Origin of the sequence: Leifsonia sp. NPDC102414 (assembly GCF_044765685.1) — a bacterium.
In the GTDB taxonomy this organism is placed as follows: Bacteria; Actinomycetota; Actinomycetes; order Actinomycetales; family Microbacteriaceae; genus Leifsonia.
This window is the reverse complement of the sequence record NZ_JBIWKN010000005.1, coordinates 153,060-173,372: the sequence shown is the minus strand read 5'-3', so window position 1 is coordinate 173,372 and position 20,313 is coordinate 153,060. Positions and strand designations below refer to the sequence as shown.

Annotated in this window: 17 protein-coding genes; 8 read left to right on the top strand and 9 right to left on the bottom strand. The window is 69.3% G+C overall.

From position 1 onward, the window contains the following. Window positions 1-9: 9 nt before the first annotated feature. From ACIRCZ_RS17915 to ACIRCZ_RS17905, 3 genes are read left to right on the top strand one after another with little or no spacing between them, the layout of a single operon-like run. On the top strand, window positions 10-1,092 hold the full coding sequence (locus ACIRCZ_RS17915; protein ID WP_402855487.1) for an ABC transporter ATP-binding protein: 1,083 nt from the start codon (window positions 10-12) through the stop codon (window positions 1,090-1,092). Next, window positions 1,089-1,802, top strand: a complete 714-nt coding sequence (locus ACIRCZ_RS17910) for a glycerophosphodiester phosphodiesterase (protein WP_402855484.1) — start codon at window positions 1,089-1,091, stop codon at window positions 1,800-1,802. The genes ACIRCZ_RS17915 and ACIRCZ_RS17910 overlap by 4 nt, the downstream gene beginning before the upstream one ends. Then, window positions 1,799-2,635: an inositol monophosphatase family protein gene (locus ACIRCZ_RS17905; RefSeq protein WP_402855481.1), complete on the top strand. Its 837-nt coding sequence runs from the start codon at window positions 1,799-1,801 to the stop codon at window positions 2,633-2,635. Before ACIRCZ_RS17910 ends, ACIRCZ_RS17905 begins: the two co-directional genes overlap by 4 nt. A gap of 37 nt (window positions 2,636-2,672) precedes the next feature. Here ACIRCZ_RS17905 and ACIRCZ_RS17900 read toward each other — a convergent pair whose 3' ends face one another. Beyond that, a complete protein-coding gene (locus tag ACIRCZ_RS17900) occupies window positions 2,673-3,644 on the bottom strand; it encodes a nucleoside hydrolase (protein WP_402855478.1) in 972 nt (323 codons plus the stop codon). A 90-nt stretch (window positions 3,645-3,734) separates the two neighbouring features. Next, window positions 3,735-5,156 (bottom strand): MFS transporter, encoded by a 1,422-nt coding sequence (locus ACIRCZ_RS17895; protein ID WP_055889367.1) that lies wholly within the window; start codon window positions 5,154-5,156, stop codon window positions 3,735-3,737. A gap of 148 nt (window positions 5,157-5,304) precedes the next feature. On the opposite strand from ACIRCZ_RS17895, the gene ACIRCZ_RS17890 reads away from it, so the two are divergent. Together ACIRCZ_RS17890 and ACIRCZ_RS17885 are read left to right on the top strand one after the other, a co-directional pair. Beyond that, a complete protein-coding gene (locus ACIRCZ_RS17890; RefSeq protein ID WP_402855474.1) occupies window positions 5,305-6,093 on the top strand; it encodes a GntR family transcriptional regulator in 789 nt (262 codons plus the stop codon). A 55-nt stretch (window positions 6,094-6,148) separates the two neighbouring features. Then, complete coding sequence (locus tag ACIRCZ_RS17885; protein WP_055889364.1) at window positions 6,149-6,976, top strand: PfkB family carbohydrate kinase; 828 nt, start codon at window positions 6,149-6,151, stop codon at window positions 6,974-6,976. A gap of 1 nt (window position 6,977) precedes the next feature. Here ACIRCZ_RS17885 and ACIRCZ_RS17880 read toward each other — a convergent pair whose 3' ends face one another. Together ACIRCZ_RS17880 and ACIRCZ_RS17875 are read right to left on the bottom strand one after the other, a co-directional pair. After that, a complete protein-coding gene (locus tag ACIRCZ_RS17880) occupies window positions 6,978-8,366 on the bottom strand; it encodes an APC family permease (protein ID WP_402855470.1) in 1,389 nt (462 codons plus the stop codon). A gap of 49 nt (window positions 8,367-8,415) precedes the next feature. Further along, window positions 8,416-10,110 carry an amidohydrolase gene (locus ACIRCZ_RS17875; protein WP_402855467.1) on the bottom strand — a complete coding sequence of 565 codons (1,695 nt, stop codon included), beginning with the start codon at window positions 10,108-10,110 and terminating at the stop codon, window positions 8,416-8,418. 94 nt (window positions 10,111-10,204) lie between these two features. Between ACIRCZ_RS17875 and ACIRCZ_RS17870 the strand changes: the two genes are divergently transcribed. Continuing rightward, complete coding sequence (locus tag ACIRCZ_RS17870) at window positions 10,205-10,807, top strand: TetR/AcrR family transcriptional regulator (protein ID WP_402855464.1); 603 nt, start codon at window positions 10,205-10,207, stop codon at window positions 10,805-10,807. A gap of 180 nt (window positions 10,808-10,987) precedes the next feature. Further along, window positions 10,988-13,093, top strand: coding sequence for an NPCBM/NEW2 domain-containing protein (locus tag ACIRCZ_RS17865; protein ID WP_402855461.1), 2,106 nt, complete (start codon window positions 10,988-10,990; stop codon window positions 13,091-13,093). Window positions 13,094-13,147: 54 nt separating this feature from the next. Here the strand turns inward: ACIRCZ_RS17865 and ACIRCZ_RS17860 are convergent, their stop codons facing one another. The 5 genes from ACIRCZ_RS17860 to ACIRCZ_RS17840 are packed head-to-tail and all read right to left on the bottom strand — an operon-like array spanning window position 13,148 to window position 19,283. Then, the gene (locus ACIRCZ_RS17860; RefSeq protein ID WP_402855458.1) at window positions 13,148-14,074 is read right to left on the bottom strand and encodes an aldose epimerase; all 927 of its coding nucleotides are present in this window, start codon (window positions 14,072-14,074) and stop codon (window positions 13,148-13,150) included. After that, window positions 14,058-16,196 carry an alpha-galactosidase gene (locus ACIRCZ_RS17855; protein ID WP_402855455.1) on the bottom strand — a complete coding sequence of 713 codons (2,139 nt, stop codon included), beginning with the start codon at window positions 16,194-16,196 and terminating at the stop codon, window positions 14,058-14,060. The genes ACIRCZ_RS17860 and ACIRCZ_RS17855 overlap by 17 nt, the downstream gene beginning before the upstream one ends. A gap of 5 nt (window positions 16,197-16,201) precedes the next feature. Continuing rightward, window positions 16,202-17,095 carry a carbohydrate ABC transporter permease gene (locus ACIRCZ_RS17850; protein ID WP_402855452.1) on the bottom strand — a complete coding sequence of 298 codons (894 nt, stop codon included), beginning with the start codon at window positions 17,093-17,095 and terminating at the stop codon, window positions 16,202-16,204. Further along, complete coding sequence (locus tag ACIRCZ_RS17845) at window positions 17,092-17,997, bottom strand: carbohydrate ABC transporter permease (protein ID WP_055889338.1); 906 nt, start codon at window positions 17,995-17,997, stop codon at window positions 17,092-17,094. Before ACIRCZ_RS17845 ends, ACIRCZ_RS17850 begins: the two co-directional genes overlap by 4 nt. Next, on the bottom strand, window positions 17,994-19,283 hold the full coding sequence (locus tag ACIRCZ_RS17840; protein ID WP_402855448.1) for an ABC transporter substrate-binding protein: 1,290 nt from the start codon (window positions 19,281-19,283) through the stop codon (window positions 17,994-17,996). Before ACIRCZ_RS17840 ends, ACIRCZ_RS17845 begins: the two co-directional genes overlap by 4 nt. A gap of 154 nt (window positions 19,284-19,437) precedes the next feature. On the opposite strand from ACIRCZ_RS17840, the gene ACIRCZ_RS17835 reads away from it, so the two are divergent. Beyond that, on the top strand, window positions 19,438-20,304 hold the full coding sequence (locus tag ACIRCZ_RS17835) for an AraC family transcriptional regulator (protein WP_402855445.1): 867 nt from the start codon (window positions 19,438-19,440) through the stop codon (window positions 20,302-20,304). Window positions 20,305-20,313: the final 9 nt, after the last annotated feature.

Sequence of the window (20,313 nt, the reverse complement as noted above, 5' to 3'; positions counted from 1 at the left end):
GAGCGCTCCGTGACTTCCCCCTCCCCCGCGACTGCGGTGGCCGATGCGCCGGCCCCCGCCGACGCTGCCGACGTTCCGGACGGCCTGCGCCTCTCCGGCCTCAGCAAAGTGCTCGGCGGCCGCACCATCATCGACAGCCTCGACCTCGCCGTGCAGCGCGGCGAGCTGGTCTCCCTGCTCGGGCCCTCCGGCTGCGGCAAGACGACGACGCTGCGGATGATCGCCGGGTTCCTCTCACCGGACGCCGGGAGCATCGCGATGGCCGGCCGCGACGTCACCCGCCTCGGGCCGGACAAGCGCCCGAGCGCGATGGTGTTCCAGAACTACGCGCTCTGGCCGCACCTGACCGTGGCCAAGAACGTCTCGTACCCACTGCGCCTGCGCCGCCTGTCGCGCGCGGAGGTCGCCGACCGGGTGGATGCGATGCTCGCCCTGGTCAACCTCCTCCACCACCGCGACTCCCGCCCGCCGCGCATCTCCGGCGGCGAGCAGCAGCGCGTCGCGCTCGCCCGCGCCCTGGTGCAGGAGCCGGACGTGCTGCTGCTGGACGAGCCCCTCAGCAATCTGGATGCGAAGCTGCGCGTGAAGGTGCGCGAGGACATCCGCGACCTGCAGCAGCGTCTCGGGATCACCACGGTGATCGTCACGCACGACCAGGAGGAGGCGCTCTCGATCTCCGACAGGGTCGCGGTGATGAACGCGGGTCGCATCGAGCAGTTCAGCACGCCGACGGAGCTGTATGCGCGCCCGGCGACGGAGTTCGTGGCGACCTTCATCGGCGCGCTCAACCGCTTCGACGGGTCGTTCGACGGGACACGGGTGGTCGACGGCCCCGGCGTGGTCGGCATCCGGCCGGAGGACGTGGCGTTCTCCCAGGCGCCCCGCCCGGGAGGGATGCGCGCCGTGGTCGAGCGGGTGGTGCCGCACGGGCACTTCCACGAGCTGCGACTGCGGCGCGAGGACGTCACGCTGAACGCGTACGTGTCCGGCCCGCCTCCCCGCCTCGGGAGTGTCGGATTCGCCACGGTCGAGGCCGCGCTGCTCTACCGCGACGGCCGGCTGGTCGAGCGCACAGAGGCGGGCGTCGCATGATCCCGCACGCCTCCGCGCACCGCGGCGACTCCTCCGTCATCCGCGAGAACACCCTCCCCGCCGTCCGCTCGGCCATCGCCAAGGGCGCCGACGTCGTCGAGATCGACGTGCGGCTGACGGCCGACGGCGACGTGGTGGTGCTGCACGACCCGACCCTCGAGCGGCTGTGGAACGACCACCGCCCGATCGACGAGGTGCCGACGACCGACCTCGCCTCCTTCGGCAGCGCAGACGACCGACCTCCCCTGCTCGCCGAGGTGCTGCCGCTCTTCACCGGGACGGGGAGCAGGCTGGTGATCGACATGGACGACGTCCGCTTCGCCGCTCCAGCGCACGCGGTCGTCGCCGCATCCGGCGTGCTGGTCGACTGGTGCGGCGACCTCGACGGGATGCGCGTGATCCGCTCACTCGACCGGCAGGCGCGGATCTGGCTGCCCTGGCGCGCGCTGCGGGTGCCGACGGCGGCCGAGCTCGCCGAGCTGACGCCGGTGACGGTCAACGTCCCGTTCCCCATCGCCGACGACACCTTCGTCCGCGGCGTGCACGAGCTCGGCCTGCCCGTCACGGTCTGGACGCTGGACGACCCGGACGACCTCGCCCGCGCCTTCGAGCTCGGCGTCGACACCATCACCACCAACCGGCTGGACAGGCTGCAGGCCATGATCGCGGCACACGCGACGAACACCGGGATGCCGGAGGTGCTGCGATGACGCCCGAGGCGATGCACGCGGACGAACTGCTCGCGGCCCGAACGCTGGCGCTCGACCTCGGCGCCTGGGCAGCCGAGGAGACCCGTTCGCACAGGGTCACCTCGATCTCCACCAAGGCCGACCCCGCCGACCTCGTCACCGAACTGGACCGGTCCATCGAGCTCCGGGTGCGCGAACAGGTGCTCGCCCGCTTCCCCGGCCACGCGTTCGTCGGCGAGGAGTACGGCGGCGCAGCGGTGCCGGGACACCCGACCTGGTACCTCGACCCGGTGGACGGTACGACGAACCTTGCCAACGGCATCCCGTGGACGGCCTTCTCGCTCGCCCTGGCCATCGACGACCGCCCGCTGGTCGGCGTGGTCGCCGACCCGTGGCACGGCGCCGTCTTCGACGCGGTGGCCGGTCAGGGCGCACGCCGGAACGGGGACGTGCTCCGGGTGGAGGCTGGCGCATCCACTGGCCGGTCCTCGCTCGGTGGAGGCGTGGTCGGCAGCGAGCTCGCCGGGCACAGGGCGTGGCCGGGGATGCGCGAGCTCGCGCACCGCCTGACCGACGCGTACTGCACGCTGCGCGTGATGGGCTCCGGCACCCTCACCCTGCTCGGCCCGGCCGCCGGACGCGGAACCGGGGCGATCATCCACCGGTTCAGCCCGATCGACCACCTCGCAGCGACCCTCATCGCGCACGAGGCCGGCGCCGTGGTCCTCGGACAGGACGGCCGCAGCACGCTGTTCCCGGCCGGAGGCGGCGTGCTGGTCGCGGCGCCAGCTGCGGCGGAGGAACTGTACGGGATGTGGGAGGCGGCGCTGCTGGCGGTCGAGGTGACCGCCTGACCGCCTGATCGCCCGCGATCTCAATACAGCGAGCGGGTCACTCCGCCCCGACGAGCCGCCCCACCAGGTGCGCGTCGAGCGGGCGGTCGGTGCCGAGGACGACGCGGACGTGGGCTCCCGGCTGGTCCACGGGGCCGAGGCGCTGGCCGCGGAGGTCGCAGATCGTCTGGCCGCGGCCGGGGCCCTGGGTCGCATCCACCACCACGTCGACCAGCGGCGCGTTGGAGGCCGTGATGCCGCCGACAGCGATCGCGGCGGCGAGCGGGTCGTGCAGCGCGCTGCTGCGGTGGCCGTAGAGCTCGACATAGAAGTCGAAGTAGAAGTCGAGCATCTGGCCGACCGCGCGGGCGAGGGGGCGGTCGGAGTCGAGGAGCTGCGCGCGGTGCGACTCCTCCAGCGTGTTCTCGACCGTGACGTCGAGCGGCACCAGCACGACAGGCCACGGCGCGGCGAGCAGTTCGGCCGCCGCCTCAGGGTCGTTCCAGATGTTGGCCTCGGCGACCGGGGTGACGTTGCCGGACGCGTGCGCCGCTCCGCCCATCGCGGTCAGCTCGACCACGCGCGACGGAAGGGTCGGGTCGAGGCGCAGAGCGAGGGCGATGTTCGTCGTCGGCCCGACCGTGATGACCTCGAGCCGGCCGTCGTACTCGTGCGAGAGGCGCACGAGCAGGTGGGCGGCGTCCTCGTCGATCGCGGTGAGGCCGGAGGCCGGCAGCTCGACGTCGCCGATCCCGTTCGCGCCGTGCACGTGGGGCGCGCCGCCCTCGAACGCGCGGGTGAGGGCGTCGTGGGCGCCGACGGCGACCGGGATGTCGTGACGACCGGCGAGCGAGAGGATGCGCAGCGTGTTCTCTGCGGCTTGAGCCGCGCTCACGTTGCCGCTCACCGTGCCGATGCCGACGAGGTCGATCTCGGGCGACGCCAGAAGGTACGCGAGGGCGAGCGAGTCGTCGATGCCGGTGTCGCAGTCGAAGTAGACGGGACGGCGTCGGGTGTCGGTGGTGGTCATGCGTGGTGCTCCGTGTTTCTGGTGGTGATGCGGGGCATCCGGCCGAACCGGACGCCCCGCGAGGGTGGTGCGAGGACGACGGCTGGGCGGCTAGATGGTCTGCCCGCGGCGCGGCGCGATGAACAGGCTGGCGATCAGCGCGAGGACGGTGATCCCCACGCTGATCCAGAGCGCGATGCCGTAACCGGCGAGTGTGCCCTGGGCGACGAACGGCGCCACGATGCCGATGCCGAGGCTCGCTCCGATGCCGAACCCTGCGCCGTTCAGGCCGGGCAGCGCGGCCGGGGCGTCCGGCGGGGAGAGCAGCACGCCGAGTCCGTTGATCGTGGTGAGCACGAGGCCGTTGTATGTGAGGCCGAGCAGCGCGATCATGGCCAGGACGACGCCCTGGTTCTGCGGCAGCAGGCTGATCACGACGAGGGCCAGGATGCAGAGCACCATGCCGATGCGCAGGATGCGGATCCAGCCCTGCCTGCCCGCCAGCCAGCCGGAGAGCGGTGCGGCGAACACACCGATCAGGGCGGGCGGCGCGAGGAAGAGCAGCGCGGAGGTCGCGGCGTCGAGACCGAAGCCGACCTTCGCATCCTGGCTGAGCAGCACCACGGTGAAGTTGATCACCGCGAACACGCCGGACAAGGTCAGGATGGTCGTGGCGATCACCGGCCAGACCTGACGGGAGCGCAGGTGCTCGACGGCGATCAGCGGGGTGGTGCGCTTCTTCTCGACGAACCAGAACGCCACAAGCGAGACGATGGTGCCCGCCAGGTAGAGCAGCGTGATCGGCGCGGCCCAGCCGGCCGACGAGCCCTGCGAGACGAAGAACGTGACGCAGACCAGCGCGATCGAGAGCACGGCCGCGCCCCACCAGTCCATGCGTCCTGGCGACACCGGCTTGGAGGTCTTGGGAACGACGAGGAGCACGCAGGCCAGGGCGACCAGGCCGACGAGGAAGATCACCACGAAGATCGAGCGGAAGCCGAAGGTGTCGGCGAGCAGACCGCCGAAGTAGCCGTCGACGCCGCCGACTCCGCCGTTCACCGCGGTGATGATGCCGAGCGTCGTGCCGAAGACCTTGGCGCTCATCCGCTCGCTCAGGATCACGTAGGAGAGCTGGAACGCCGCACTCGACGCCCCCTGCAGCGCGCGGCCGATCAGCAGCACGGGAAGGCTCGGCGCGAACATGCAGAGCAGCGTTCCCGCCGCCAGCACCACGAGCACGAGCACGAGCGCCTGCTTGCGGCCGATGAAGTCGCTCCAGCGCGACAGCACGACACCGCCGATCGCTCCGGCGAGGAAGAACAGCGACGACACCTGCGACACCGCGCCGACGCTCTCGTGCAGGTCGCGGGCGATATCGGGCAGGGCGGGGGTGATCATGCTGGCGTTGAGCTGGAACGACAGCACACCGAGGATGAGCGTGGCGACGAGCGCGACGGCCTTTCCTCCGCGCAACGGCGGGGCCGATGGATGTGCGGCGGCCGTGGCGGCGCTGTCGAGCGTGGGGGAACTCACGGGGCGACTCCTTTGTCTGACTGTTCGGGGTACAGGGCCGTGTGGAGCACGGCGGGTACGATGTTATACCTCTCCGGTGCGACATGCGAACCACTGGAGATTTTCGTGATTGAATATGGGAGACCTGACGAGCGAGGGAGCCTGCGAAATGACCATGACCGTCGACCAGTTCCTGGACAGGAATCTCACCACCACGGTCGGTCAGCCGTTGCGCGTGGCCGTGTACTCGCGCATCGCCGAGGGCATCCGGGGACACGTCTTCCCCCTCGGATCCGCGCTTCCTCGCGAGACGGAGCTCGGCGCATCCCTCGGAGTCAGCCGCACGGTCGTCCGCGAAGCGCTCATGCTCCTGGAGGAGGACGGCCTGATCGTCACGCGCCGCGGGGTGGGGCGCTTCGTCGCCACGAGCATCCCGAGGGTCGGCCTGGAGGAGCTGCGGCCGTTCGAGCAGGCACTGTCGGACGGCGACGGCCGGGTGGTCGTGCGTCCCGTCGAGTTCGCGATGCAGCCGACCACCGACTTCGTGTCCAACAAGCTGGCCATCGACCTCGCGGCCAACACCTGGTTCCGCGAGAGCGTGATCGAGCGCGACGGCGAGCCCATCGCAATCGTGCAGGAGCACTTCCCGGCCGGCCGCTACCTGAGCGACGTGAGCCCGGCGATCGCCGAACATCTGGATGCGGCCGCCGCAGCTCCCGCGACCCTCCTCGCCGAGCTGATCGAGCGCGTTGGCCCGGTGTTCAGCTCCGGCGTGTGCCAGATCGCGGTGAACGTCGCCGGGGCATCCCGCGCGAAGCTCCTGGCCCTCGGGGCCAACGACCCCGTGCTCATCCTCACGCAGACCGCCGAGATCGACGGGACGCCCATCTACCTCGCCAAGTGCATCGTGTCGTCGCGGGTCGCCCACCTCTCCGTGGTGCAGGCCTCGCAGGCCTGACCACGCCGTCCCAGACATTCCACCGCCGTCCCCCGCAGCAGAGAGACCCACCAGCGTGCAGAAACTCACCGTCGTCGGCAGCGTCAACGTCGACCTCACCGCCATCACCAGCCGCCTGCCGGAGCCCGGCGAGACCATCGGAGGCGGCCGGCTGCGGCGCGACGCGGGCGGCAAGGGAGCCAACCAGGCCGCGGCCGCCGCACGCCTCGGCGCCGAGGTGCGCATGGTCGGAGCGGTGGGCGACGACGCCGACGGCCAGTGGATGCGCACAGCGCTCACGGACGCCGGGGTCGACACCACGCACATCGCCTCCGTGAGCGAAGCCACCGGCACCGCCCTCATCGTGGTGGACGCCGCAGGCGAGAACCAGATCGCGGTGTGCGAGGGCGCCAACGCACTGGTCACCATCGACGGCGTCGCGTTCGCCGACGACGAGACGGTGCTCGCGCAGCTCGAGATCTCGATGGAACTCATCACGCGCCTGGCCGAGACGGTTCCCGGCTATCTGGCACTGAACGCCGCGCCTGCCCAGCCGTTGCCCCGCGCCGTGCTCGACCGGGTCGACCTGTTCATCGTCAACGAGACCGAGTACGCGCTGATGCCCGAACTGCGGGATGCGCCGCTCGTCGCCGTCACGTACGGATCGAAAGGCGCTGCGCTGCTCGAGCGCGGCGAGACGATCGCCTCTGTGCCCGCCGTCGCGACGACCCCCGTCAACACGGTCGGCGCAGGCGACGCGTTCTGCGCTGCTCTGACGCTCGCGCTGCGCGAAGGGTTCAGCCCTGTCGACGCGCTCACCACCGCCTGCGCGGTCGGCGCCGCGGCGGTCGCCGACCCGTCGTCGCAACCTGACCTCGCCCCGCTGGCGGCATACGCCGCCTGAGCTAGAGATCGCTCGGCCCGCGCAGCGGCGGTGGGCTCACCCGGAAGAACCGGGTGCGCCAGAGCAGGTAGGCCAGACCGATCGCCACCCAGACCCCGCCGACGATCATCGCACTCGGCTCCAGGCTGAACCAGAGGGCGACGTTGATCGCCACCCCGAGCCCTGGGAGAACCAGGTACCCGATGGCAGCACGCCAGCCGCGCTTCTTCACGAACCGGAGGTAGGTGAAGATCACCGACAGGTTCACGAAGATGAAGGCGACGAACGCGCCGAAGTTGATGAGGGATGCCGCACGGCCGAGGTCGAGGAAGACGGCGGAGCAGGCGAGCGCGGCGATGAGGAGCACATTCGCCGCAGGAACGCCCGCGCGGTTCAGCGAGCCGAAGAAGCGCTTCGGGAGCGCGCCGTCCCGCCCCATCGCGTAGAGCAGGCGCGCTGCGCTCATCTGCTGGGTGATGCCGCAGCCGAGGACGGCGACCATGTATCCGCCGATGAAGACGGCCTGGAAAGCGGCGCCGCCGATGTACTTCGCGATCTCCGGCGACGCTCCGACGATGTTGCCGACCTTCGCCACATCGGGGAACAGCACCTGCATCGCGTAGGTGACCGAGACGAAGAAGACCCCGGCGACGGCGACGATGATGAGGATCGCCCTCGGGATGTCCCTCTTCGGCTTCTCCGCCTCCTCCGCCAGCGTGCTGACCGCGTCGAAGCCCAGGAACGACAGCGCGAGGATGGCCGCTCCCGATGCGACGGCGGGGAGGTCGAGCCCCGGCGAGAAGAAGGGTGACATCGAGAACGACGCGCCGTTCGCGCCATCCACGATGTTCTTGATCGTCAGCGCGACGAACGCCACGGCGACCACCACCTGGATCACCACCAGGATCACGTTCACCTTCGCCGCGATCTGCACCCCGATCAGGTTCAGGACCGTGCAGATGACGATGGTGGACAGGATCCACACCCACGACGGGATGCCGGGGAACGCCGCTGACATGTAGATCGCCGACAGCAGCGCGTTGATCATCGGCAGCAGCAGGTAGTCGAGGGTCGCCGCCCAGCCGACCAGGAAGCCGATGTGCGGGTTGATCGCCTCCCTGGTGTACGTGTATGCCGAGCCGGCGAACGGGAAGACCTTGACCATCCTGGAGTAGCTGAGCGCCGTGATCAGGACGGCGACGAGCACGACGAGATAGGCGAGTGGGACGTGCCCGTGGGTGACGTCCGCCACGATCCCGAACGTGTCGAAGACCGCGAGGGGCGCCATGTACGCCAGCCCGAGGAAGACGATGTGCCGGAGCTTGAGGGTTCTGCGGAGGCCGGGAGCCCCCGGTGCTGGAGGTGCTTCCGCGGTGCGGGATGGTGCGATGGCCGGGTCGAGCTGGGACATGGGGGTTTCCTTCGCGACGGTGGGAGGAACGGATCAGGGGGAAAACGGATCAGTGAGGGGTGCTGACCGTCTCGGCGTGGGTCGCCGAGCAGTGCGCGAGCCCGCCGTAGACGGACGGGACAGCGGATGCGGCGGCCACGTCGTGCACGACCGCACCGCACACGATGGTGAGGTCCGCCCGCTGATCGAGCAGGCCGGACGGGTCGCCTTCGTGCGTGTAGAGGTCGTCGGACCAGGCGACCACGTCGGCCTTCGCGCCGACGCGGATCACCCCGAGGTCCTGCTCGGAGTGCCAGGCCCACGCACCCTCGCTGGTGTAGCCGCGGATGGTGTCGTCGAGTGAGAGACGTTCATCGGGCGTCCACGCGTCTCGCCCGTCGAGACCGGCGCGGGTGAGCGCGGAGTAGAAGCCGACGAGGGGGTCCATCTCCCCCACCTGCCAGTCGCTCGACAGGGCGACGTGCGCCCCGGAGGCCATCAGGGAGCGGATGCGCCACGCGCGGTCCCAGCGCTGCTCGCCCACGTTCTCCATCCAGGTGCCGGCGACGAGGTCCGGGGAGCAGTGCCGCGGCTGCATGGCGGCGGTGATGCCGAGGGCCGCGAACCGCGGGAGGTCGTCCGGGTGCAGGCACTCGACGTGCACGATGCCGTGACGCCGGTCGACCGTGCCGTTGGCTCTGCCGGCGTGCTCGATCGCATCCAGGGCCAGCCGGATGCCGCCGTCTCCTGTGGCGTGCGTGTGAGTCTGGAAGCCGAGCCGGTCGAGCTCGGTGACGATCCTGGTCAGCTCGCCGAGCGGCGCGCTCGGATGGCCGCGGTGGCCTGGCCGGTCGGCGTAGTCGTCGAGCATCCACGCGGTGTGCGGTTCGATCACGTCGTCGGCGTAGAGCTTGACAGGGCCGAAGCGGAGGAGGTCGTTCTGCGCGGCGGAGTCGACCGCATCCCGGAGGTCGCGGCGGAAGGCGGCGTCGGCGTCGATGGGGTGGAACAGCGCGGCGATCACGCGCGAGCTCAGCCGGCCCTCCGCCTGCGCGCGGTGGAGCAGGTCGATCTCGGCGAGCGGCACCTGCGGCTCGACCACGGTGGTGATGCCGCTCGCGGTCGCGAGCCCGAGGCTGCCGACGAGCTTGCGGTAGCGGCGCTCCGGGGAGTACATCGGGATGTCGCGCTGCAGCCCCGCGAGCCCGGCCGTGGTCATGGCGCTGGTGTAGAAGTCGGTCACCCACCCCGTGGCCGTGCCGTCGTCGCGGCGCTCGGGGCGGCCCCACGGGATGTCGCCCCCGTCCGCGATCCCGAGGATGCGCATGGCCTTCTCGTCCAGCCACACCGAGTGCTGGTCGTAGGTGGTGACGAAGATCGGGCGGTCGGTGAGTCCGGCGAGGTCGTCGGCGTTCGGGCGGCGGCCGGAGACGATCGAATAGACGGCGTTCTCGGCGCAGATCCAGTCGAGGTCGGGGCGGCGCTCCGCCAGCTCGTGGATGCGGCGGCGCACCTCCTCGAGCGTGTCCGCGCCTTCGAGGCTGACCGCATCCTGATCGAAGCCGAGCAGCAGGTGGTTGTGGCTGTCGATGATGCCCGGCGTGACGGACGCGCCGCCGAGGTCGCGGGTCTCGGCGGCGGCCGGTGCGTCGTCCACGGAGCCGACGTAGCTGATCCTCCCACCGGTGATCCCGACGGCCTCTGCCCAGGGACGGGCGTCGTCGAATGTGCGGACGGACGCGTTGGTGATGAGCAGGTCGGTCACGGATATCCCTCTCGGCGGTGAACTGGATCTATTCTTTGACGCTTGTGTCAAATAATTCCGAAAGTGTGTCACGCCGATCGGATAGTGTCAAGGAATGGCCAGACCGCGCAGGCAGGAGGAACGCCGCGCCGACCTCGTGGAGGCGGCGCTCACCGCCGTCTCCGAGCACGGCCTCCGCTCCCTCTCGCTCGCGGACGTGGCCGAGAAGGCCGGCCTCACCCGCGGCGCGATCCTCTACTACTACGAAGACCTCGACGCCCTCCTGGTCGAGGCCCACCGCGCCGGTCTCGAACGCTTCTGCGACCACCGCGACGCCGTGGTCGCCGCCATCGCAGAGCCCCAGCTCCAGCTCGCCGCCGCCATCCGCGAGGGTCTGCCCAGCGGCCCGGACGACGCCCTGATGCGCCTCCTCTACGAGTTCGACGTGCTGGCGGGAACGTCGAAGCTGCACGACGACCTGGTCGAGAAGATGTACCTGCGCCAGCTCGCCACATACACCGCCATCCTGGAGCGAGGGACCGCATCCGGAGCATTCGCCCCCCGCCTCGACGTGGCGACGCTGGCGATGAACCTGGTGGCCCTCGAGGATGCGTACGGGTTGCACATCGTGGCGGGGAACAGCCTGATCACGGTGGAGTCCGCCGAGGCGGCCATGACGGCGGCGGCCGCGGGGCTCGGGGCGCCGACGCGGGTGTGAGGAGGGGCGGAATGGGCTCGGTCCGTTTCGCTCGCGACCGACCCGACCGGCTTGCGGATCGGTGCGCTCAATCGTCGACTTGTCCAGATATTCCGTGATCTCCTGCATTTCGGCCATCGCTCTCCTGCGGTCTGATGAGGTGCCTGGGTCTGCCAGGCGACAAAGAAGTCAGGAGTATTGATGTTGACGAAACGCATACTGGGGCTCGGCGTCGCGGCGCTGCTCGGCCTCTCGGCGTCGACGGCGTTGGCCTTGCCAGCGGCCGCTGCGCCTCAGCCGGCCTCGCCGCCCACGGCGGTCGCCGCCGCGCCTTCTGCCCCGCTCGCCGCGACCCCGTACGCCGGTTGGAACACGTACTTCGGTCTGGGCGGCGACTACACCGCAGCTCAGGTGCTTGACGTCGCCGACCACCTGGTCTCCAGCGGCCTCGCCAAAGCCGGGTACGACATCGTCTGGCTCGACGGCGGATGGCAAGCGGCGACCCCGCGCGGCGCCGACGGGTTGCTGCAGGGCGACCCGGCACGCTTCCCGGACGGGATGGCCGCTCTCGCCGCCGCCATCCACGCGAAGGGGCTCAAGGCCGGCATCTACACCGACGCCGGCCCGTACATCCCCGGATCGTGCGGGCTCGGCAGCTACGGCCATTACCAGACCGACGCCGACACGTTCGCGACGTGGGGGTTCGACGCCGTGAAGGTCGACTTCCTCTGTGGAATCGCTGCGAACCTCGACCCGAAGACCGTGTACACGCAGTTCGCGGACGCCCTCCGGCACAACAGCAGCGGGCGGCCGATCATCTTCAACCTCTGCAACCCCGTGACGTCGCCCGACTGGGGCAACTACCCGGAGTCGCAGCAGTCGACGAACACCTGGAGCTACGCACCGGCGATCGCCCAGTCGTGGCGCACATACACCGACGTCGGCTTCGTGAACTCGATCAAATACACCGACGTGCTCCGCAACTTCGACGCCAACGCACGGCACCCGGAGGTCGCAGGGCCGGGTCACTGGAACGACCCGGACTACCTGGGGCCGCAACTGGGCATGACGGATGAGGAGTTCCGCTCGCAGATGGCGCTGTGGTCGATGTCGGCCGCCCCCCTGGTGGTCGGCAGCGACCCGCGCACCTTCAGCCAGGCGACGATCGCCGCGCTCACCAACCCCGACCTGCTCGCGATCGATCGGGATGCTCTCGGCAAGCAGGCGGTCCGCGTCGGGCCGGCCGGCCCGACGGAGACCTGGACGAAGCCGCTCGCGAACGGGACGACAGCCGTCGCGCTCGTCAACCGCGGAGACACCGCGACCGAGATCGCGACGACGCCGGCGACGATCGGCCTGAAAGCCACCCGCGTGACCGTCAAGGATGCGTGGACCCACCAGGTGAGCGAAGCCAAGGATTCGATCCGCTCCCAGGTGCCCGCCCACGGCGTGTCCGTCCTCGTCGTCAGCAAGAGCACGGGCATCCCTGACAGTCCGCGCGTGACCGCGGGGGCGCCGGCGGTCACCGCCGTGAACGGCACCGCCGTGAGTCCCAGTGTCAATCTGCTCGCCGCGGCTGGGTCGAAACTCGACGTGAGGGTGACGGTCCGGAATGACGGAACCACGCCCGTCGCTCTTCCGAAGACGACGCTCGCAACGCCGGACGGCTGGACGAGCACGACGAAGGGCCGGCAACCGGCGCTCATCCAGCCCGGCCGTTCTGTCGATGTGGCGTTCACTGTCGCCGTGCCGACGAGCGCACCCGTCGGAGCGTCGGCGGTCACCGCATCCGTCCGGTTCGTCGGCCTCCGTGGGCCGGTGACCGTCACATCGCCGGCATCGACCGTGACGATCGCGCCCGCACCGCCATCCGGCGCGAACCAGCCGTTGTCGCACCAGCCCTGGGTGTCGGCGACGAGCGGCTGGATGACGCCTGCCATCGACCAGAGCGTCGGTGGCGGCAACCCGATCCGGGTCGCGGGCAGCACGTACCCCACCGGGCTCGGCGTGGCCAGCCCGTCCGACATCCGCTACTACCTGGGCGGCACGTGCACTCGGCTGACCGGGATCGCCGGCATCGACGATGTCGTCGACAACGTCGGCCCGGACGGCGGAACGGCGACCTTCTCGCTGATCGCGGACGGCACGACGGTCTGGGACAGCGGCACGGTCGCCAGGGGCACCGCCGCAGCGTTCGACGCGGACCTCACGGGTGTGCGCGAGCTCGTGCTGCACGTCGGAGACGCGGGAGACGGCGGCTACAACGACCGCGCAGACTGGGCGGCACCGCTGATCACCTGCGCCTGAGCGGGCGACGTTCCTGACGGGTGCGGGTTCCGGCGGCGCCGGGGCCCGCACCCGTCACGGACGGAAGCGCCGACGGTCGATGCCCCACTCGAGCGTCCAGCGGGAGGCCGGGGGCATCCAGTGGACATCGACGCCGGAGTTGAACGCATCAGGCGGGCCCGTCATCGGTTCGAGGGCCACTGCGGGCGCGCCTGGGCCGCGGCCTGGCGGTCGATCCGTGACATAGACCTGCGCCCAGCGGAACCGCTCGTCCGCCCACAGAGTCGCCGACTCCCCGGTGCGGTCGTCGCACAGTCGCATCCGGATTCGGCCCGCTTCCGAGTGCAACCCGGTGTACGCGGCGTGCCCAGGGGCGTCCTCCAGCACCGTCGGTGTGCGCAGGTCGTACGGCGTGCCGGCGACCGGCTCGGAAGCTCGTGGCAGATTGTCGTCGCCGAGCACCAGCGTCGTCTCCGCGGCGACCTGAATCCGAAGGTCCGTCGACGGTGCATCCCCGACCCGCAGGTATGGATGCACGCCCACCGCGACCGGAGCCGGCCTGTCGCTCCGGTTGACGACGGTGATCTCGGATCGGATCCCCGTCGGAATCAGGTGATACCGAACCTCGACATCGAGCTCGAACGGGTAGCCGGCGGGACTGTCCACGGACGCCGCCAGACCGACGACGTCCTGGTCGTGCTCGATGACCTCGAACGGCGTGGTCGCGACGAGGCCGTGCAGGGCGTTTCCGCCGGTCGACTCCGTCACGTCGAGCGACTGCGTCGCGCCATCGAGCGTCCAGGTCGCGCGCCGGATGCGGTTGGGCCACGGGACGAGAACCGCTCCGGAATACGCGACAGGTCCTTCGAGGCCGCCGGCGACGAGGTCGAGCCCGTCGACGCTCAGAGCTTGAAGACCGGCCCCGACGCGCGAAACAGTCGCTTCGATGCTCCGACCGTCTGACGTGCGGGAGAGGCGGACAGGGTCAGACCGTACGGACATGCAGCAGCAGGGATCGATCGGGGTCCAGTGACGGCATCTCGATGCCAACGCGGCGCAGGACGCGACCGCTCAGAACGACCTCGTCGGCAAGCCACGGCGGTTGCGCGCCGGCCGGCCGTTCCCCGGTGGGGAAAACCGCGCGGACGGCGTAGGTCTTCGCGTCGTCCAGACCGGGCAGACCCGCTCGGCCGACGGGCCAGGTGCTCGGCCGCTCGACGATCGAGAACGCGTACAGGCCCTCGTCGGCAGACGCGCTCACCACGCCCTCCAGCCGGGCGGCCGGCTCCGCGAGGTCGGCGTGGACGACGACCCCCGAGTGCAGCAGCTCCCGGTGTTCTTTGTGGAAGTCGATCCAGTCCGCCAGCTCGCGCTTGGTTTCGTCGTCGGCGGTCAGCAGGTCGATCTCGACGCCGAGGTTGCCCCAGATCGCCTTCTCTCCTCGGTACGACAACGGATGCACGCGGTGCGTCGTGTGCGACTCCTCCGCTCCGATGTGCGTGCCCTGCAGTTCGGGCGGGACGAGGAGCCCCGTCCACCGCTGGACCTCCAGCCGTTCGTGCGGGTCGTTGCAGTCGCTCGGCCAGACACGCTGGGTTCGTTCGAGGACGCCGAGGTCGATGCGTCCGCCGCCGCTGGCGCACGACTCGATCTCGAGACCGGGGTGCCTGCGGTGCAATTCGTCCATCAGCCGATAGGCGGCGATGGTCTGCTCGCGCGGCCCCGGCCTCCCGGAGGGGGTGTGTCCGGCGTCGAGCAGGTAGCGATTGTGGTCCCACTTCACGTAGGCGATGCCGAGCTCGGCGATGAGGGTGCTCATCCGGTCGAGCAGGTACGCGTATGCCTCCGGGTGCCCGAGGTCGAGGACGTGCTGCTGCCGCGACGGCAGGCCGGGACCGTGGCCGGCGTCGAAGATCCACTCGGGATGCTCGACGGCGAGCCGTGAGTCGAGGTTGATCATCTCCGGCTCGAACCAGAGGCCGAAGTCCATGCCGAGCTCCCGGACGCGCTGGGCGATCGGGGCGAGGCCGTCCGGCCAGCGCTCGATGTCCACATCCCAGTCGCCGAGCGAGGTGGTGTCGTCGCGCCGGCCGGTGAACCAGCCGTCGTCGATCACGAAGCGTTCGGCCCCGACGGCGGCGGCCTCCTCGGCGAGCCGGGTGAGAGCCGCCGGGTCGTGGTCGAAGTAGACGGCTTCCCAGGTGTTCACCAGCACGGGACGGCGACCTGTCGGGTGAGCGTTCGACGCTCGCAGGTGCCGGTGGAACCGCGCAGCGAGCTCATCCAGCCCGTCGCCCCACGCGCCGTATTGCCACGGCGTCACATACTCGTCGCCTTCGGCGAGTTCGACCTCTGCGGCCGCGAGACCCTCGACGGCCGACAGGCGCCGCACGTTCGCGGGGGTGCGCTCTGCGGCGAGGGTCTGATTTCCGCTCCAGGCGAGATGCGTGGCCCACACCCGTCCAGAGCGGAAGCCGAAGCCGCGTTCGCCTGCTGCGAGCAGAAGCGTGTGCTCCAGCCCGGGCTTGCCGCCGCGCGACGCGCGAACCCACTCGCCGACATCGAATGCGCGCCGCTGCGGCACCCGCTCGAGCGACCAGCGCCCGGTCAGATCCAGCACCTCGTCGGCTTCTGCCGGCACCGGCAGTGCGAGTTCGAGGCTCTCCACCCGGAACACGTCCGCATTCAGGTTGCGCAGTCGCGCTCGCTGCCTGACGAGCCCGCTCTCTGCCAGCACGTCGAGTTCGATCGTGAGGGCCAAGCCGTACGCGTCATCCGTCGCTTCCGTGTGCAGGGCGACGCTCGCGTCCGTCGTGACGAGCTCGCTCCGCGCCGTACGGAAGACCGGCGCCCAGCGGCGGCCACCGGAATCCCCGACGAGGCCGGGACGCCCCAGCCAGCCCTCGTGCAACTGGGCGAGCACGGGCACCGGCTGCGGGTACGTCACCACGCTGTCGCCGACCGCCGGGAGCGAGACCTGCGCGATCGTGCGAAGTTCGCCGGCATCGAGCTCGCCGAGGTCGTCGCCCCAGTGCAGGATGCGCGGAAGCCGGTTGCCGTCGAGGAGGACGACGACGCTCGTTCCTCCCGCGCGCAGATGTACGAGGTCCGTGTCGACGAGCATGTGTTCTATTTCACCGATCCGAGGGCGAGGCCCCCGATGAAGCTGCGCTGGAAGAGCAGGAAGACGATGGTGGACGGGATGGCGGCGACCACGGTGGCTGCGGCGATAACCGACCAGCTCGAGACGTACTGGCCCTGAAGGGACAGCACGGCCGCCGTGATCGGCAGCTTCTCCGAGGTCTGCAACAGCGTGATCGACCAGAGCAGGTCGTTGAACACCCAGGTGAAGGAGAGGGCTCCGAGCGCTGCGAGGGCAGGCCGGGTGAGCGGAAGGATCACCTGGAGGAAGATCCTGACCGTGCCAGCGCCGTCGAGCGTGGCTGCCTCCTGCAGCTCGTTCGGGATGGTGCGCATGAAGCCGTACAGGACGAACGTGTAGAAGCCGATGCCGAACGCGACCTGCACGGCGATCAATGCCCCGAGCGTGTCATAGACGTTCACCTGCTGCGTGAGGCGGGCCACCGGGATCAGCAGCATCTGCACCGGGAGCAGGTTGCCCGCGAGCATCAGAAGAAGGATCGTCCGCCGGAACGGGATGCGGAAGCGGCTGAGCCCGAACGCCGCTGCCGCGGAGAGCAGGAGGGTCAGGATGACGGTGGGGATGGTGACGATCATGCTGTTCACCAGCGCCTGGAACAGCCCGCCCTGGTTCCACGCCTGCACGTACGTGTCGATGGTGAACGTGCGCGGGAGGCTCGCGATGCCGTTGGCGGAGATGTCGTCGAACGTGCGGAACGAGGTGATCAGCACCACCAGGATGGGGGCGAACCAGGCGAGCGAGATCAGGATTCCTGTGGTGTGGAAGCCGACGGTCGCTGCTGTCCGGCGCCTGCTGCGTCTGCGCAGTGTCGTCGGAGCGTGGGAGGTGGCGGTTCTGGCCGGGGCCGTGGTCGTCGTCATGACTCCTTCTCCTCGGAGAGTGCGCGCACGAGGTAGGACACGATGACGGCGATCGCGAGGACGAAGATGACCACGGCGATGGCGGACGCGTATCCGAGAGCGTGCGAACCGAACGCGGTGGAGAACATGTAGGTGCTGAGCAGTTCGGTCGAATGGTATGGGCCGCCCCTGGTCATCGCCCAGACGATGTCGAAGGAGCGGAGCGAGTCGATGATCAGCACGGAGAGCACCACGAGGTTGACGCTGCGCAGCTGCGGCATGGTGACGTTCCAGAAGCGCTGCCAGGCCGTGGCGCCGTCGACCTTGGCGGCCTCCTGGACCGCGGGGTCGAGCGCTTTGAGACCGGCGATGAAGAGCACCATGACGTAACCGATCTCGCGCCACAGCGCGGCGACGATCACCGCGTAGAGAGCGGTGCTCGAGTCACCCAGCCAGACGTGCGTCCAACTGTGCAGCCCGACGGCGTCGAGGATGTTGTTGAGCACGCCGTTCGGCTGGAAGAAGGCGCCCCAGATCAACGCGGTGACGACCAGCGAGAACACGATCGGGAGGAACAGCGCGGTGCGGTAGATGCCCACCCCTCGGCGCTCCGACTGGAAGAGCATGGCGACGCCGAGCCCGGCGACGAACGAGATGCCGCCGAACAGCACGATCCAGATCGCGGTGTTCTTGAGCGCTGTGAGGAAGATCGGGTCTGAGAACAGATCGACGTAGTTCTGCGCGCCGACCGGGGTGGCGGGGCCGATGCCGTTCCAGTGGAGGAACGAGAGGCTGATGCCCTGGAAGGCGGGCCAGAAGACGCCGACGGCCTCGATCAGGAACGGGATGAGGACGAGCGCGAACACGATCGGCGGCGGAATGGAGATCCGCCGCCGACCGCGAACCGAGGTGATGGTCGTCACGAAGTGGCCCTGATCTTCTGGGAGGCTGCATCCCAGTCCTTGAGGATCTGATCCAGGTTCTCCGGATGCGCGATGAAGCTCGTCATCGCAGTGTCGGCCGGCGTCTGCTGAGCGTCACCGGCGTCCCGGTTGTAGAACTGGGTGATCTGCTTCGCCGACTCCAGCATGTCCTTGCCCTGCTTGGACAGCGCATCCAGGCTCAGCGTCGCCTTCGAGCTCGCGGGCAGGTATGTGCCCTGCTGGCTCTTCGCCAGGTCGGACTGCGCCTGCGCGCTCGCCACGTAGTCGAGGAACTTCTTGGTGAGGTTCGGCTTGTCCGTCTTCGCGCTGGCGATGAATCCGTCCGTCGGCCCTTCCTCCGCCACCGGCACCTTGGGGTCGATGATCGGGAATTGGAAGAACGCGAGGTCGCCCTGCTTGTCGGCGGGAACCGATGGCTGCGCCCACGCCCCGAGCAGATACATCGACACCTTGCCCTGCGAGAAGTCGCTCATCGCCTGGTTCTGCGTCGTGCCGAGCACCGCTGGATCGAAGTACGGCAGCACCTGCTTGAAGGCGGCGAACACCTTGCGCACCTCTGGGCTGTCGTACTTCTCCTTGCCTGCCAGCAGCTTGAGGTGGAAGTCCGCGCCGTTGATCCGGAGGTCGAGGTAGTCGAACCAGGCTGAGGCGAGCCACGCGTTGTCGCTGAGGCCGGCCGTGAACGGGGTGACGCCCTGGCTCTTGATCTTCTCCGACGCGGCCAGGAACTCATCCCAGGTCTTCGGCGGAGTGATCCCGAGTTTCTGGAAGTCGCTCTTGAAGTAATAGACGCCCCACCAGTAGTAGCCGGTCGGCACGAAGACGTCCTTGCCGGAGGAGTCCTGGCTCAGCGACTTCAGAGCCTCGGGGAAGTCCTTCTCGTGGTTCTTCCACACGCTCGACAGGTCGAGCAGGAGGTTCTGGTCGGCGAAGTCGCGGGTCGCCTGTCCGGCGTACCAGGTGTACACGTCCGGCGGGTTCTTGGCGGTGAGGTAGGAGGGGAGCTGCTGGTTGAACGTGGTGGTCGGGATGGTGTTCACCTTGACCTGACCTTCGCCCTTGGCGTTGAAGTCCTTCACCAGCTTGTCCAGTCCTCCCTTCTCCGCGTCGGTGAAGCGCGACTGCAGGATCAGCGGGCCGGACGCATCCGGGCCGCTCTTCGTCTGCTGCGCCTCACCCGATGTGGAGACGCAGCCAACGAGCAACGCTGTCGCAGCTGCTGCGCTGCCGAGCGCCGTGAGCCATCGGGTGGTCTTACGGGTCATCTTCGACTCCATTTCGTGGTGTGATCGCGAGGGGCCGGACGAAGGAAGATCCTATGTCCGAACGACATAAACGCTATGTCGGTATCACCGGGCGCCGTAGCAGAAACCGTTGGTGTATCTGGACAATTCACTGACATTGGCACACAATCATCCCGTGCTTATCCCCGACGGATTCCCTGGCCAGCGGATGCTGGTGCTCCCCCGGCCGCGCGTTCGCGAGTTTCTGCAACAGCCGGGAACCACTCGTCTTGTCGTGACGGACAGCGGGTATTTTCCACAAGCGACCTCGCACGGTCGCCGCCGAACCACGCCGATCGCGCAGGCTGTCGTCATCGCCTGCGTCGAAGGCTCAGGCTGGTGCGAGACGGAAGCTGGACGATTCCCCGTGCAGAAGGGCCAGGTCATCGTCCTCCCTCCTCGCCAGCCGCACGCGTGCGGCTCCGATACGGAGACTCCGTGGACCCTGTGGTGGTTCCACGCAGCAGGGCCGGATGTCGAGGCGTACTTGGCGGCGGCAGGGATGACCGTGGAGAATCCCGTCCGCCGCCCCAGAGATCTCTATCCGGTGGTGTCCCTGATGTCGGAGGTGCTGGCTCGCATGGAGAGGGACAGCACCACCACGAGCCTCAACGCGGCAGCAGGGGCCGCCTGGCACGCGCTCACCCTGCTGGCTGCCGAGCGTTCGCGCTCCGATGAGGCCGGAGACGTGATCGAGCACGCCACGGAGTACCTGCGGGCGCACCTCGCCGACCGCGTCGTCATTCCCGAGCTGGCAGCGATGGCTTCCCTGAGCACGTCGCACTTCAGCGCCCTGTTCAAACGGCACGTCGGCTATCCCGTGCTCCAGTACCAGACGATGTTGCGGATGTCGCGGGCGCGCGAGCTGCTGGACACCACCTCCGCCACCGTCGCCGCGATCGCTGCCGAGGTGGGATACCCGGACTCGTTCTACTTCGCCAGACAGTTCAGAAAGGTGCACGGCATGACCGCACGCGAGTACCGCGAGCAGCACAAGGGCTGATCGCGGTAC

Excerpts from the sequence above, each read along its gene's own strand:
- ACIRCZ_RS17910 (WP_402855484.1), top strand. The coding sequence starts at position 1,089 with ATGATCCCGCACGCCTCCGCGCACCGCGGCGACTCCTCCGTCATCCGC.
- ACIRCZ_RS17905 (WP_402855481.1), top strand. The coding sequence starts at position 1,799 with ATGACGCCCGAGGCGATGCACGCGGACGAACTGCTCGCGGCCCGAACG.
- ACIRCZ_RS17900 (WP_402855478.1), bottom strand. The coding sequence starts at position 3,644 with ATGACCACCACCGACACCCGACGCCGTCCCGTCTACTTCGACTGCGAC.
- ACIRCZ_RS17890 (WP_402855474.1), top strand. The coding sequence starts at position 5,305 with ATGACCATGACCGTCGACCAGTTCCTGGACAGGAATCTCACCACCACG.
- ACIRCZ_RS17880 (WP_402855470.1), bottom strand. The coding sequence starts at position 8,366 with ATGTCCCAGCTCGACCCGGCCATCGCACCATCCCGCACCGCGGAAGCA.
- ACIRCZ_RS17870 (WP_402855464.1), top strand. The coding sequence starts at position 10,205 with ATGGCCAGACCGCGCAGGCAGGAGGAACGCCGCGCCGACCTCGTGGAG.
- ACIRCZ_RS17865 (WP_402855461.1), top strand. The coding sequence starts at position 10,988 with ATGTTGACGAAACGCATACTGGGGCTCGGCGTCGCGGCGCTGCTCGGC.
- ACIRCZ_RS17860 (WP_402855458.1), bottom strand. The coding sequence starts at position 14,074 with ATGTCCGTACGGTCTGACCCTGTCCGCCTCTCCCGCACGTCAGACGGT.
- ACIRCZ_RS17855 (WP_402855455.1), bottom strand. The coding sequence starts at position 16,196 with ATGCTCGTCGACACGGACCTCGTACATCTGCGCGCGGGAGGAACGAGC.
- ACIRCZ_RS17850 (WP_402855452.1), bottom strand. The coding sequence starts at position 17,095 with ATGACGACGACCACGGCCCCGGCCAGAACCGCCACCTCCCACGCTCCG.
- ACIRCZ_RS17840 (WP_402855448.1), bottom strand. The coding sequence starts at position 19,283 with ATGACCCGTAAGACCACCCGATGGCTCACGGCGCTCGGCAGCGCAGCA.